The organism is Streptomyces resistomycificus (genome assembly GCF_001514265.1).
Taxonomy (GTDB): Bacteria; Actinomycetota; Actinomycetes; order Streptomycetales; family Streptomycetaceae; genus Streptomyces; species Streptomyces resistomycificus.
Genome location: NZ_KQ948992.1, coordinates 381,235 through 394,426, shown reverse-complemented (window position 1 = coordinate 394,426; position 13,192 = coordinate 381,235). Strand labels below are relative to the sequence as shown.

General features: G+C 70.8%; 9 protein-coding genes. 3 read left to right on the top strand and 6 right to left on the bottom strand.

Annotation, left to right across the window (positions count from 1 at the left end):
• Nucleotide 1: 1 nt before the first annotated feature.
• A complete protein-coding gene (locus AQJ84_RS20025) occupies nucleotides 2-1,717 on the bottom strand; it encodes an ABC transporter ATP-binding protein (RefSeq protein ID WP_053190213.1) in 1,716 nt (571 codons plus the stop codon).
• Nucleotides 1,714-3,534 (bottom strand): ABC transporter ATP-binding protein, encoded by a 1,821-nt coding sequence (locus AQJ84_RS20020; RefSeq protein WP_053190214.1) that lies wholly within the window; start codon nucleotides 3,532-3,534, stop codon nucleotides 1,714-1,716. Before AQJ84_RS20020 ends, AQJ84_RS20025 begins: the two co-directional genes overlap by 4 nt.
• Nucleotides 3,535-3,611: 77 nt before the next feature.
• On the opposite strand from AQJ84_RS20020, the gene AQJ84_RS20015 reads away from it, so the two are divergent.
• Nucleotides 3,612-4,505, top strand: a complete 894-nt coding sequence (locus tag AQJ84_RS20015) for a helix-turn-helix domain-containing protein (RefSeq protein ID WP_051869669.1) — start codon at nucleotides 3,612-3,614, stop codon at nucleotides 4,503-4,505.
• 689 nt (nucleotides 4,506-5,194) lie between these two features.
• Nucleotides 5,195-7,426 carry an arylsulfatase gene (locus tag AQJ84_RS20010; protein WP_259294266.1) on the top strand — a complete coding sequence of 744 codons (2,232 nt, stop codon included), beginning with the start codon at nucleotides 5,195-5,197 and terminating at the stop codon, nucleotides 7,424-7,426.
• A 171-nt stretch (nucleotides 7,427-7,597) separates the two neighbouring features.
• On the opposite strand, the gene AQJ84_RS20005 is transcribed toward AQJ84_RS20010, so the two are convergent.
• The 4 genes from AQJ84_RS20005 to AQJ84_RS19990 form a co-directional block, all read right to left on the bottom strand.
• The gene (locus AQJ84_RS20005; RefSeq protein WP_157874912.1) at nucleotides 7,598-7,891 is read right to left on the bottom strand and encodes a hypothetical protein; all 294 of its coding nucleotides are present in this window, start codon (nucleotides 7,889-7,891) and stop codon (nucleotides 7,598-7,600) included.
• A 334-nt stretch (nucleotides 7,892-8,225) separates the two neighbouring features.
• Nucleotides 8,226-8,981, bottom strand: a complete 756-nt coding sequence (locus tag AQJ84_RS20000; RefSeq protein WP_225877167.1) for a hypothetical protein — start codon at nucleotides 8,979-8,981, stop codon at nucleotides 8,226-8,228.
• A gap of 47 nt (nucleotides 8,982-9,028) precedes the next feature.
• Complete coding sequence (locus AQJ84_RS19995) at nucleotides 9,029-9,346, bottom strand: hypothetical protein (protein ID WP_030039042.1); 318 nt, start codon at nucleotides 9,344-9,346, stop codon at nucleotides 9,029-9,031.
• An 856-nt stretch (nucleotides 9,347-10,202) separates the two neighbouring features.
• On the bottom strand, nucleotides 10,203-10,949 hold the full coding sequence (locus tag AQJ84_RS19990; RefSeq protein ID WP_053190216.1) for a dienelactone hydrolase family protein: 747 nt from the start codon (nucleotides 10,947-10,949) through the stop codon (nucleotides 10,203-10,205).
• A 604-nt stretch (nucleotides 10,950-11,553) separates the two neighbouring features.
• On the opposite strand from AQJ84_RS19990, the gene AQJ84_RS19985 reads away from it, so the two are divergent.
• Complete coding sequence (locus AQJ84_RS19985; RefSeq protein WP_059198847.1) at nucleotides 11,554-12,984, top strand: glycoside hydrolase family 43 protein; 1,431 nt, start codon at nucleotides 11,554-11,556, stop codon at nucleotides 12,982-12,984.
• Nucleotides 12,985-13,192 lie beyond the last annotated feature (208 nt).

The following is a 13,192-nucleotide window of genomic DNA, read 5'->3' as shown; positions in this document are numbered from 1 at the left end:
TTCAGTCCCGCGCCGTCCCGGCCAGGGACAGGTCCCAGTACGCGGCGTACCGGCCGGCGCGTCGCAGCAACTCCTCGTGGCTGCCCTGTTCGACCACCCGCCCGGCGTCCAGGAAGGCGACGCTGTCGGCTCGGCGCACGGTCCTCATGCGGTGCGCCACCAGCACCACGGTCCGGCCCGCCATCAGCTCCTCGATGCCGGCGTGCACGGCCGCCTCGTTCACCGGGTCCAGGGCCGAAGTGACCTCGTCGAGCAGCACGATCGGCGCGTCCTTCAGCAGCGCGCGGGCGATGGAGACGCGCTGCCGCTCGCCGCCCGACAGCAGCGCCCCGCCCTCGCCCACGTCCGTCGACCAGCCGCCGGGCAGCCGCTCGATCACCTCGTCGAGACGGGCCGCGGCGGCCGCGGCCCGTACCTCGGCGTCGGTGGCGTCCGGGCGGCCGAGGCGCACGTTCTCCTCGATCGTGCCGTCGAAGAGGTAGACGTCCTGGAAGACGATGGCGATCCGCGCCATCAGCGCCGCGGTGTCCATCTCCCGCACGTCCACGCCGCCGATCCGCACCGCGCCCGCGTCGACGTCGTGGAAGCGGGCGAGCAGCTGCAGCAGCGTCGTCTTGCCCGCGCCCGACGGCCCGACGACGGCCAGCCGCCCGCCCTCGGGTACGGACAGCGTCACCCCGTCGGCGACCACGCGGTCGCCGTGCCGGAAGGTGACCGCGTCGAACTCGATGTCGTGGCAGGAGGGTTCGCGCGGCACGCGGGGCTCCGGCAGCGGCTCGGTGCTGAGGACGTCGTCGAGGCGGATGAGTTCGGCGCGGGCGGCGCGGATGCCACCACTCATCTCGGCGAGGGACAGCAGCGGGTCGGCGCAGCGGGCGGCGAGCACCAGGACGGCGAGCACCTCGGCCGTGCCGACGTCCCCGCCGAGGGCGAGGTACGCACCGAGTGCGAGCACCGCGGTGAACACCGCCTGCACGGTGACCGCGAGACCCAGCACACCTGGCAGCGCCGAAAGGGTGGAGCGCCGCGAGGCGCGGCGCAGTTCCTTCAGGGAGTCGTCCAGCAGACCGAATCGCTCGCCGGTGCGGCCGCCGGCGCGCAGCACCGGCTGGGCCTGGAGGTACTCGATGACGCGGCCGGTGGCCGCGCGCTCGCGTGCCACTCGCTCCATGTCGGTCGCCGTCGTCGCGCGGGCCGTGCGCAGCTGGACCGCGGCCACCAACGGCACAGCGGCCAGGCCGGCAAGCCCCAGCTGCCAGTTGTACGCGAGCATCACGGCGACGATCGTCAGCGGCGTCACACAGGCGGAGATGAACGGCGCCAACAGGTGCGCGATCACGCCCATCGCCTGCAACACGCCCTGGCTGGCGAGGACGGACACCTCGCCGGTGCGGCCGGGTTGATACCAGCCGACCGGCAACCGGGCGAGGTGTTCGCCGAGACGCTCGTACATGCCGTGCAGCATCGTCGTACCCACGCGGAAGCCGGAGCGGTCGCTGACGTACCGCAGCACCGCGTAGACCGCGACCGCGGCGCCGAAGGCGGCCAGCCAGGGCCGGGCGTCCTCGGGTGTGCTGCCGAAGAGCGCGCGCAGCACGGGCACCAGCAGGGCGTACGACAGTCCCTCGGCGAGGGCGGTCGCCGTCATCAGGGCAACGGTGCGGCGCACCGGTCCGGCGTACTCGTGGCCGAGCACGCGCAGCAGTGTGTTGATCATCGGGCCTCTTCCCCCTTCATGGCACTGGCTTCCGTGGCACCGGCATGCACGGCACCGGCTTCCACGGCATCCGCGTGGATCTTCCAGAATTCGGCGAACTCGCCGTTCCGCGCGAGGAGTTCCGTGGTCGTGCCCCGCTCCACGATCTCGCCGTCGCGCAGCATCACGACGGTGTCGGCGTCGGCGATGGTCTCCAGGCGGTGGGCGATGACCAGCGTCGTCCGCTTCCCCCGGGTCTGCGCCAGCGCCTCGCGCACCGCCTGCTCGGTCTGCGGGTCGGCGAAGGCGGTGGCCTCGTCGAGGACCAGGACGGGGGCGTCCGCGAGCAGGGCGCGGGCGAGCGAGACGCGCTGCGCCTCGCCGCCGGAGAGGCGGGCGTCCTCGCCGATCACCGAGTCGTAGCCGCGGGGCAGTTCGAGAACGCGGTCGTGGATGCTCGCCCGGCGGGCGGCGCGGACGACGGCGTCGCGGTCGGCGTGCGGTACGGCGAGGGCGATGTTGTCCGCGACCGAGGCGCGCAGCAGCCGGACGTCCTGGAAGACGAAGGACACCCGCCGGTACAGCTCCTGGCTGCCCACCTCACGCAGGTCGACACCGCCGAGGAGCACGGAGCCGTGCGTCGGGTCGTAGAACCGCGGCAGCAGCTGCACCAGCGTGGACTTGCCGCTGCCGGACGGCCCGACCACGGCCGTGATCGTGCCCGGCTCCAGCACCAGGTCGATACCGCGCAACACCTCGCGCCCGGCCGCGGCACCCTCGTAACCGAAGCGGACGTCCCGCAGCTCCACCCGGTGTCCCTCGGGCGCCACCGGCCGTACGGGCTCGGGCAGCGACGGCTCGGCGAGTACGTCCCGGATGCGGCCGACGGCGCGCCGCGCGGCCTGCAGGTCGTCGAAGCCGTGCCCGAGCGCGGCCACGGGCGCGGTCAGCCCGAGGCCGAGGAGCAGGAAGGGCAGCAGGTCCGCCGGGGCGAGCCCGCCCCCGGTGATCCGGTACGCGCCGCCGACCAGCACCGCCAGCAGCACGAACGGCGGCGACAGCGCCACCTGCATCCCGGCGGCGACGCCGGAAAGGCCGCGCACCATCCGGTAGAAGCTCCGGGTGAAGTCGCCCACCGCGGTACGGAACCGGCCGTGCGCCCGCTGCGACCCGCCGAACGCCTTCACCACGGCGATGCCCTGCACGAACTCGACCACCGACGCCGAGATCCGGCCCATCGCGGCGTCGAACTCCTTCTGCTCGCGCAGCCGCGCGGGGGTCATCATCAGCGGCACCAGCGCGACCGCCAGCAGCACGGGGATCAGCGTGATCAGCGTGAGCCGCCAGTCCACGGTGAGGAGGTAGCCGAGCGAGACCAGCGGCACCACGAAGGCGGAGACCAGCTCGCCGGGCGTGTGGGCGATGAGCGGGTGCACGGCGCTCACGTCCTCGCCCACCAGCTTCGCCAGCTCCCCGTTGCGCCGCCGCGCGAGCCAGCCGATCGGCACCCGCCCGAGCCGCGCGGCGAGTTGCCGGCGCAGCGACAGCTGCACCCGGGTGTCGAGGAGGTGTCCGACGCCGGACGAGGCGGCCGTGAACAGCAGCCGTACGAGCAGCCCCGCCGCGCCCGCGATCACGACGTCGCGCACGTGCCCGTCGTCGGCCGGCCCCGGAGCCAGCAGCGTACGGCCGAGCTCGACGACCGCGAGGAGCGGTGCCAGGCCGGCGACAGCGCCGATGACCTGAAGGACGACGACGGCGGCGAAGCCGCCCGCGTACGGACGCAGCAGACGGGCCACGCCCGGTGGTGGCGGCGCGGTGGTTCCGGTGGAAGTCATGCGCTCACCTTCGCCGCGGCCGCGGCCCGCCGGATTGAAGAAATGTTCCGTCCGGGGCGGGCCCGTAGCATGGACACATGTCAACTGCCGTGCGCCAGCGCGTCGTTACCCCCGTGTGGCAGGTCATGCGCCCGGCCCGGCCCAGCCGCCTGCCCGGCGTCGTCCTGGCGGGGCTGCGCGACCGCGGCCCGGCTCCGGTCGACCACCGGCTCGACCCGCACCCCGTGCTGACGCTGGCGCTGGTCTGCGGCGAGGCGGCGCTCGGCATCGACGAGCCGACGGGTCGGCGGCACCGCGGCAGCCTTGTCACCGGGCTCGGTTTCGGCGTCGGCGGTGCGGCGCGGGTGCGGGCCGCGAACGTCGAGTGGATACAGGTGCGCCTGTCCCCCGCCATCGCGCGTACCGTGCTGGGCGTGGGCCCTGCTGAGCTGGAGAGCTCCGTGGTGGTCCTGGACGACCTGTGGGGAGAGCGGCGGGCCGCCCGGCTGCGCGAACGGCTGGCCCAGGCCGCGTCGTGGGAGGAACGCTTCGCGCTCGTCGAAGCGTTCCTCGCCCGGCTGTCCGCCGCGGGGCCCGCCATCGAGCCGGAGCTGGCCTGGGCCTGGGACCGTATCGTCGCCGGGCACGGCCAGGTGCGGGTCGAGGGGCTGGCCGACGAGCTGGGCTGGAGCCGCAAGCGCCTGTGGTCCCGTTTCCACGCGCAGCTCGGCCTGCCGCCCAAGCGGGCGGTGAAGCTCGTGCGCTTCGACTGGGCCGCCACCCGCCTGGCCGGGGGCCAGGAGGCGGCCAGGGTAGCGGCCGACTGCGGCTACGCCGACCAGTCGCATCTGCACCGGGACGTCATGGCGTTCACCGGTGTGACCCCCGCGGCCGTGGCCCGCCAGTCGCTCGTCGCGACGGCCGACATGGCGTGGGTGGACCACGTGCCACGCCTCCCGGCACGATGGGGCGACGCCCCAGCCGCCGTTTAAGGGGCCGCGCCGGTCACCGCCGGCAACCGGCGGAGACACCCGAGGCGGACGGGTTCCCGGGCAGGGTGCGGATGTACGGTCCCTGCGCCGGCGCCGACAGCCCGCTCGCGCCGCCGATGCGGGTGACTCCGGCTGATGGCGGCTCCGTGGGAGGACGGTGCGATCTGGGCGTCGCGCACGAAGGACCACCCGGCCACGGCCACGGCGGTGTCAGCGCCATACTCCTCGACGAACTGATGGGGTAGGCATGCGCAGCGGCCGGCAACACGGGCATGACCATGTCACAGCGCGGCACAAAGCGCGACCCCGCCACCGTGCGCGATCACGCCGTGGTTTCCGGTGCTCGCTCACAGCGAGGACGGGGTACGGCGCCCCGGTCGCCGTGGTGACAGTGGCGACCTAGCGTGGAAGTGCGCGGGTCGCACCCCAGCCGAGGCCGACGACAGGGCCTTTCCCCCGGCCATCCGATCGGGATCGCGTGTCGGCGACAGGGCTCTGTTGTGACATCCCACGCACACACATCACCGGTTCTCGCGCCGGCTGGTGGGACGGAGGCCGGAATGTCGCAGGCGTCGTGGAACGAGTACAGGCCGGGGCAGGGGTTTCCAGGAGTGGTGGGGCGGACGACGGAGGAGTCGAGCCCGGCGTGGCCGCAGCCGGTGCGGGCGGTGCCAGGTGCACCGAACGTGATGCTGATCGTTTTGGACGACACCGGGTACGGGCAGCTCGGCTGTTACGGGAGCCCGATCGAGACACCGAACCTGGATGCGCTGGCCACGGGCGGCCTGCTGTACAGCAACATGCACACCACCGCGCTGTGCTCGCCGTCGCGCTCGTGCATCGTGACGGGCCGCAACCATCATGCGAACGGGATGGCGGCGATCACGGAGCTGGCCACCGGATATCCCGGCTACAACGGGCAGATCCCGTTCGAGAACGGGTTCCTTTCCGAGATGCTGCTGCAGCACGGTTACAACACGTACATGGTCGGCAAGTGGCACCTGATGCCCTCGGAGCAGGAGTCGGCGGCGGGCCCGTACGACCGGTGGCCGCTGGGGCGGGGTTTCGAGCGGTTCTACGGGTTCCTGGGCGGGGATTGCAGCCAGTGGTATCCGGACCTGGTGTACGACAACCACCAGGTCGAGCCGTCGGCCACGCCGGAGGAGGGCTACCACCTGACGGAGGACCTGGTCGAGCGGGCGATGTCGTTCATCGCGGACGCCAAGCAGGTCGCCCCGGACAAGCCGTTCTTCCTGAACCTGTGCCCCGGCGCCACCCATGCCCCGCACCATGTGCCGACGGAGTGGGCGGACCGCTACCGGGGACGGTTCGACGACGGCTGGGACGCCTACCGCGAGCACACCTTCGACCGGCAGAAGCAGCTCGGCGTGGTGCCCGCGGACGCAGAGCTTTCCCCGCGCGATCCGGACGTGCCCGCTTGGGAGTCGCTGTCCCCCGAGGCGCGGCGGCTGGCCACGCGGATGATGGAGGTCTACGCCGGATTCCTCTCCCACACCGACCACCACATCGGGCGGCTGCTGGACTTCCTGAAGGAGACCGGCGAGTTCGACAACACGCTGATCATGGTGGTCTCCGACAACGGGGCGAGCGCCGAGGGCGGGGTGACCGGCACCACCAACGAGATGCAGTTCTTCAACAACGCGCCCGAGACGCTGGACGAGAGCCTGGCGCGGATCGACGAGCTCGGCGGCCCCGGCACGTTCAACCACTACCCATGGGGCTGGACTTGGGCGGGCAACACCCCCTTCCGGCGGTGGAAGCGGGAGACCTACCGTGGCGGCGTCAGCGATCCCTTCCTCGTGCACTGGCCCGACGGTATCCGGGCTCGCGGTGAGATCCGCGCCCAGTTCGCGCACATCATCGACATGGTCCCCACCGTTCTGGACGTGCTCGGGATCGAGCCGCCCGCGAGCATCCGGGGCGTCACCCAGTCGCCCCTGCACGGCGTCAGCTTCGCCCACACCTTCGACGATGCCACCGCGGCGAGTCGCCACCGCACCCAGTACTACGAGATGTTCGGGCACCGGGCGATCGACCACAACGGATGGCGGGCGGTCTGCCCCTGGCCCGGCCCCTCCTTCGCCGAGGCCGATCGGCCGTTCGGCACGTCGATCACCATGGCGGACCTCGACGACCTCGACGCCCACCACTGGGAGCTCTACCACGTCGACAACGACGTCGCCGAAACCTTGAACCTCGCCGACGAGCACCGCAGCAAACTGATCGAGATGATCGCCCTGTGGTATGTGGAGGCCGGCAAGTACAACGTGCTGCCGATCGACGGCAGCGCCCTGGAGCGCCTGATGCTCGAGCGCCCGCAGATCACGCAGGCCCGGAGCGGCTACACCTTCCGCCCTGGCACCCAGGTCCTGCCGGCCGCGGTGGCGCCCCGGGTCCTCAACCGTCCGCACAGTGTCACCGCCGACGTCGAGATCCCGCCCGGCGGCGCGGCGGGCGTCCTTCTCTGCCAGGGCGCCAACGCCGGCGGCTGGACCTTCTACGTGAAGGACGGGCACCTGCACTACGCCCACAACTACGTCCAACGGGCCCTGTACCACGTGGGCTCGCGCGAGAAGGTGCCCGAAGGACGGCACACACTGCGCTTCGAGTTCGAGCCCACCGGCAACCCGGACATCGCCCACGGCAAGGGCGCATCCGGCCGTGCGCAGCTGTACATCGACGGCCGCCTGGTCGGCGAGACCGACATGCCGTTCACCACCCCGGTCGCCTTCAACCCGGGGGGCATGGCCTGCGGCGCGAACCCGGGATCGGCCGTCACCCCGGACTACCGGGCACCGTTCCGGTTCACCGGCACCCTGCACACCGTCACCGTCGACCTTTCCGGCGACCTGATCGTCGACGCCCCCAGCGAGATGCGCATGCACATGGCCCGCCAGTAGCCGTCTCCCCTCGTGGGGTGCGAATCCGCTCTGTCCTGGGCGCGAGGGCGGGAAACTCGCGTGGCAGAAGGTCACTCGTCGGCCAGTCGTACTCGCGTGTCGGCACCGGGCCCGCGCCGTACGCGCGCCAGGTCGTCACCCCGGGCGGGTGAGGGTTCGTTGCGGCCTGGCTCAGCCGTCTCCGTCCAGCAGTCGGCGCAACTCGATCTCGAGCCATCGGCTCTCGTGGTGCCACGTGTCCAGAGCGGTCACCAACTGGCGGCTCACGGCGCCGGCCGTCAGCGAGCGCCACTGGCAGCCGGTAAGGAAGTCGACGAGTACTCCCATCCGCACGTCATGGCGGGTCACCGGTGCCGCGTCGGCCGCTCCGTGTCCGTTGACGGCGGCGAGCGCGAGACGGCTGACCATTTCGGGGGTGAGGCCGCGCCACGCGTACGGTCTCAGCGCCTCGCTCACTGCGCGCACGCGCGCATCGCTCAAAGAAACCGGCCGCACCATGGCAAAACCCTCCGCGATATCGCCATATATTGCGCAGATCGTAAAGGGCGCACAGGGGCGCGTCCAGGCGTGGATGCTCAAGGGGACGCCTGGGCCGGGGTCACGGCGGCAGGACCGGAACTCGGCTGGAGCCACCCGCGAGGGCACGTCCAGGGCACATGAGCCCCGGAGGGGCGGTCTGGACGACGGGCAGCTGGACCCGGCAGTCTCCCGGTCGGGGTAGGAGGCGGAACGGGGCAGCCGGCGGCATCCTCTCAAGTGGCCTGGTCAGCGGGTGTGCACGTACGGAGCAGCAGCCGGGTCACAGGTCGTTGAAGGTCCAGAACAGGCCGACCTCGGTGTCCGAGACGACGACGAGGCCGCAGTCCTCAGTGAAAACGGTCATCGGGCTGTACCCCAGTCCCTCCAGCGTGAAGTCGAGTGTGCCGGGCGCGCTGCCGGTCTTGCTGACGTTGGTGCGATAGGCGGCCTCGTCCCCGTAACGGGCCAGGACCGTGCGCGCCATCGCCCTCAGCTCGTCCACGGACTCGTTGAAGTACTGGAGGTTGGACAGGGTGCAGCCGCCCTCGGTGAGGGCCAGGAGCAGGTTCTCGGCACTGTCCCGGTCGATCTCCTTGAGGCGCGGCGCGACGTACTCCGGGGGGTGGCCGGCGAAGGGCCACGTCGGGTTCCCTACGCGCTCCGGGTCCTTCTCCCCGTCGTCGACGCGGGCCCAGCCCCGGGGGTCCGGCACGGCCCGGGCCAACAGCGCGAGGACGTCGAGCGTCCAGTCCTCGTGGCGGCGCGGGCCGGTGGCGATGTACGCGAACGCGTCCCGGTACAGGTGGCGTACGGCGGTGTTCCAAGACGCCTGGTCGGCGGACATGTGGTGCGGGCCTTTCTCGGCGGGTTGCCGGGGCTTGTAGGGCATCGACGTCATGACGGTGAACGGCGGGGTGCGACTGCTGTCGTAGCGGCTCCTCGTGTCGATGCCGGTGACGTCGTGCGCCTCGGCGTTCATGCCGCCCTGCTTGTACCCGGACAGCGGGTCGTTCGGGTGGACCGGCTGTTTGAACACGCTACGGTCGCTGGTCTCGCCGTCGGGAGCCGTCGAGTGAAACGGCGCTATCCACCGGCCGGCAGTGAAGAGACCAGCATCGCCCCGCCTCCGAGGACGACCAACTGCACGATGCCAGGGATGCGCCATCCCAGGGCGAGGAGGCCACCGCCTGTCAGTACTGCGCCGCCCCCCAGAAGCCACAGTGCCTGCGACGCCGCCCGCGACGCACTCGACGGAGCGACGCCGTCGCTTTCGTAGCTGTCGGCCCATCCCGCTATCCCAACGCCGTACACCGACCAAGCGATGAGCATGAAGTCGATGACGAGCAGCGCCACGCTGACCCCGATCTGCTGGCCGGTTGACGGCTCGTTCGCACGTCTCATGCCCGCTGCCGTCCCGTCTGTGGGTGACGATCCACTAAGTACATGCGGTCAGCATGCTGGTCGCGGCGGGCACCGCACATGAGCACTGGTACTCAGATGCACCGCTTACTCGGATGCACCGTTCTCGTCGAGCGTCAGGCCGGATCCGTTGCCCGCGCCCCGGACGTGCGCCAGACGCGCCCCGTCAGACGTGCCCCCAGACGTGCCCCATAGGTGTTGGCCACGGTGGACCTCAGAGGCAGCGAGAGCCCCTCGATACGACCTGTTCCACGGCGAGAGGGACGGCTCTCGCCCGTTGATCGAGGGGCTCCTGCTCGGACGCCATCTGGCGCACGAGCGTGCCGCCCCTGGACCTGGCGCCAGTGCGGGGCTTCGGCGCTCTGGCCCTGGCTGCCGGCGTAACGGCCGTCGTGTTGCTGCGGATCGTCCGGCCTGTCGTCGTCCGGGGTCGTGTCACACCCGTGCCACTGCGGCTGCGTGGAGGCCGGATCCTCCAGACGAAGGTGTCCTGTGAACCGCGGCACGTACGTCATCCCCCGCCCGACGAGGTCAGAGGGGCTTCCTCAGCTGCGCGTCGACGATTTCCTGGGGGATGGTCGGGGGCTGAATGGGGTTGAGGGACACAAAGGTGGTGACGGTGGAGTCCTGTCGGACGACCAGGACGGTGACGGGGATGCTGGGTCCCCCACTGTCGACGACCTGGGTGGCGTCGAAAGCGAGTGTCTCGTCGCCGTAACCGGGAACAGACCGGGACCGGTCCTCGGTCGAGCATCCGCCCGAATGTGTTTCCGCTATGGGGACTTGAGGGGAGGGGACTGTGGGTGCCCGACGCGGACCAGGCCTGACGCCAGGCTGTTTACCTGGGTCGTGCCCGCAGACCTTCCGTCAGGGGCAGGCACTCGGCGAGCAGGTCGACGACATCGCGCCAGGCTCGCTGCGCGTGCTGTGGGTGGTAGCCGACGCCGGGGACCGTGGGGTGGTCGACCGGCAGATGGTGGAAGGCGTGCAAGGCGCCGCCGTAGACCGCGAGGCGCCAATCGACGCCTGCGGCCTGCATCTCGGCGGTGAACGCGTTCCGTTGTGCGGGCGGCATGATCGGGTCTTCCGACCCGACGCCGGCCCACACCGGGCAGCGAATGCGCGCTGCCTCGCCCGGCCGGCCCGTGGTCAGTGCGTTGACTGTCCCGATCGCGCGCAGGTTGACGCCGTCGCGCCCGAGTTCCAGCCCGACAGCGCCTCCGGTGCCGTAGCCGATGGCGGCGATCCGGTCGGGGTCGGCCCGCGATTCGATGCGCAACACGTCGAGCGCCGCATGGCCGATGCCCCGCATCCGGCCGGGATCAGCGAGCAGTGGCAGGCAACGGGCCAGCATCTCCTCGGGGTCGCCCAAATAGCGCCCGCCGTGAAGGTCGAAGGCCAGCGCTACGTATCCCAGCTCGGCGAGAGCATCGGCCCGGCGGCGCTCGACGTCGCCGAGCCCCATGCCCTCTGGTCCGAGCAGCACCGCGGGCCGGCGGTCGACACCGGCCGGGAGCGCGAGGTGCCCGATCATCGTCAAACCGTCGGCCTGATACTCGACCGTACGCGTCGTAATCGTCGTCATGAGACTGGACTGTAGTGATCGTCGAGCCCGGTCCGGCCGGTGTTCTGCCGCTGGCAGAGCAGTGCGCGTATCCCTCAGAAATACGGGGGCCTAGCGCTCAGGGCTTCAAGATCATCTCGTTGCCCCTTTGGCGCGTACCTCGGTCACACCCCACGGAGGTCACATGGGGTCGCGGGGGCGAACGCGGGAAACCGAACTGGCCAGTTCCATTGACGCGCCCCCGGCTGACATCTATCTTCTGCTCGAACTTGCGAACAATGTTCGATTTTTCGAACCATGGCCGTCAAAGGGGACAGCCCGTGTTGCGCACCCGTCTCCGGCGCCCTCCTGAGTCGCCTCTGTCGGCTCTCTCCGCCGCCTTCGTCACCCGGCCCGCCATCGTGGGGTCTCCGGTCGCTGCCATGCTCACGCGGAAACCGCGGCTCGTCGGCCGCTGACCGGTATGACGCGCCGTCCCACGTCGCGCGGGAGCCGGTCCGGCCCCAGCGGCACGGAGGCCGGGCCTCCCCCTCGACCTCACCTGCACCTGCGCCCCTGCGCCTGCCCCTGCCCCAGCCCCAGCCCCAGCCCCAGCCCATGGCACTCCAGAAAGACAGGAACGCATATGCCCGCGGTTCTCTCCCGGCTGGCGGCGATACTCGTCGCCGCCTGCCTGCTCTTCACAGCCCAAGTCGTGACCGCACCTCAGCGGGCCGCCGCCGCCGATCCGGGGTACCTGATGACGCACTTCATCGGGGAGGGGTCGACCGGTCAGCAGATGTACTTCTCGTACAGCGCGGACGGTCTGAACTGGACCGATCTCAACGGCGGCGGGATGACCCTGCGCTCCACCGTGGGTACGCGAGGGGTGCGCGACCCCGCACTGGTCCGCTCACCCGACGGCAGCAAGTACTGGATCATCGCGACCGACCTGTGCATCGGCTGTGGACAGTCGTGGGGTGACTCCACCTCCAACGGCAGCCGCAACCTCGTGGTGTGGGAGTCGACGGACCTGGTCACCTGGTCTCAGCCGTGGCTGCTGAACGTCGCCGGCGCCATCCCCGACGGGCGCAACGCCTGGGCCCCGGAGGCGATCTGGGACCCCGCCACCAACGACTACGTCATGTACTGGGCGACCAATGCCACCCTCAACGGCGTACTGAAGCACCGCATCTACTACGCCCGCACCTCCAACTTCCGCACCATCACGACACCGCAGATTTACATCGACCGCCCCGGCACCCAGGGCATCATCGACACCCAGATCGTCGAGGTCCCCTCCGGCGTCGGCAACTACCGCTACGTCCGGGCCTCCGGCGACGGCCAGATCACCCTCGAGGGCAGCAACTCGATCCTCGGCACCTGGACCAACCTCGGCAACCTCTCCGGCATCGGCCTGACGGGCTCCCAGGTCGAGGGCCCGATGTGGATGAAGTTCCGGGACCGCAACGAGTGGACCCTGTACCTCGACCAGTACGCGGCCGGAAAGGGATACATGCCGGTCACGACGACCAACCCGTCCGCCACCGGCACCTACAAGCTCCCGACGTCGGGAACCTACTCCCTGGGCGGCACCAAGAAGCGTCACGGCTCGATCCTGAACCTGACGGCCGCCGAGGACGCCCGGATCCAGGCGCGCTGGGCCAACGTCCCGGGCAAGCGGCTGCAGTCCTTCAACTTCCAGGACCGCTACGTGCGGCACGCCAACTTCGACGTGCGCATCGACCAGAACGTCACCAACCAGGACGCCCAGTTCCGGCCGCGGCCCGGCCTGGCCGGGACCGGCACCGTCTCCTTCGAGTCGGTCAACTTCCCCGGCTACTACCTGCGGCACGACGGAACCGACTTCCAGCTCGTCTACAACGACGGCACCACCCAGTTCGCCGAGGACGCCACCTTCCGGCAGGTCGCCGGACTCGCCGACTCGGCCTGGTCCTCGTTCCAGTCGTACAACCACCCCGACCGCTACATCCGCCACTACGCGTTCCAGCTGAAGCTCGAAACGATCACCACGGCGACGGGTCGAAGCGACGCCACCTTCCGTCTGACGAGCTGACCTGACAGGGATGCCGGCGCCCTCAGGCGACGCCCCACCTGCCGCCCGCCCTCAAGCGGGGAAGGCGTCGGCATCCCACCCACGCGCTGTCCCGGTGGTCAACGAGGTCGGAGCACCGTTCTCCTCCTCGCGCTCCACCTTCCTCAGGCATGTCTTCTTCAGGGGATGTGAACCCATGCGTAACGTCAGACCTCAGGGCCGCCGGAGA

Bases quoted from the DNA above. Each gene is read 5' to 3' on its own strand.
- AQJ84_RS20025 (WP_053190213.1), bottom strand. From the start codon at position 1,717: ATGATCAACACACTGCTGCGCGTGCTCGGCCACGAGTACGCCGGACCG.
- AQJ84_RS20020 (WP_053190214.1), bottom strand. From the start codon at position 3,534: ATGACTTCCACCGGAACCACCGCGCCGCCACCACCGGGCGTGGCCCGT.
- AQJ84_RS20015 (WP_051869669.1), top strand. From the start codon at position 3,612: ATGTCAACTGCCGTGCGCCAGCGCGTCGTTACCCCCGTGTGGCAGGTC.
- AQJ84_RS20010 (WP_259294266.1), top strand. From the start codon at position 5,195: ATGCTGATCGTTTTGGACGACACCGGGTACGGGCAGCTCGGCTGTTAC.
- AQJ84_RS19995 (WP_030039042.1), bottom strand. From the start codon at position 9,346: ATGAGACGTGCGAACGAGCCGTCAACCGGCCAGCAGATCGGGGTCAGC.
- AQJ84_RS19990 (WP_053190216.1), bottom strand. From the start codon at position 10,949: ATGACGACGATTACGACGCGTACGGTCGAGTATCAGGCCGACGGTTTG.
- AQJ84_RS19985 (WP_059198847.1), top strand. From the start codon at position 11,554: ATGCCCGCGGTTCTCTCCCGGCTGGCGGCGATACTCGTCGCCGCCTGC.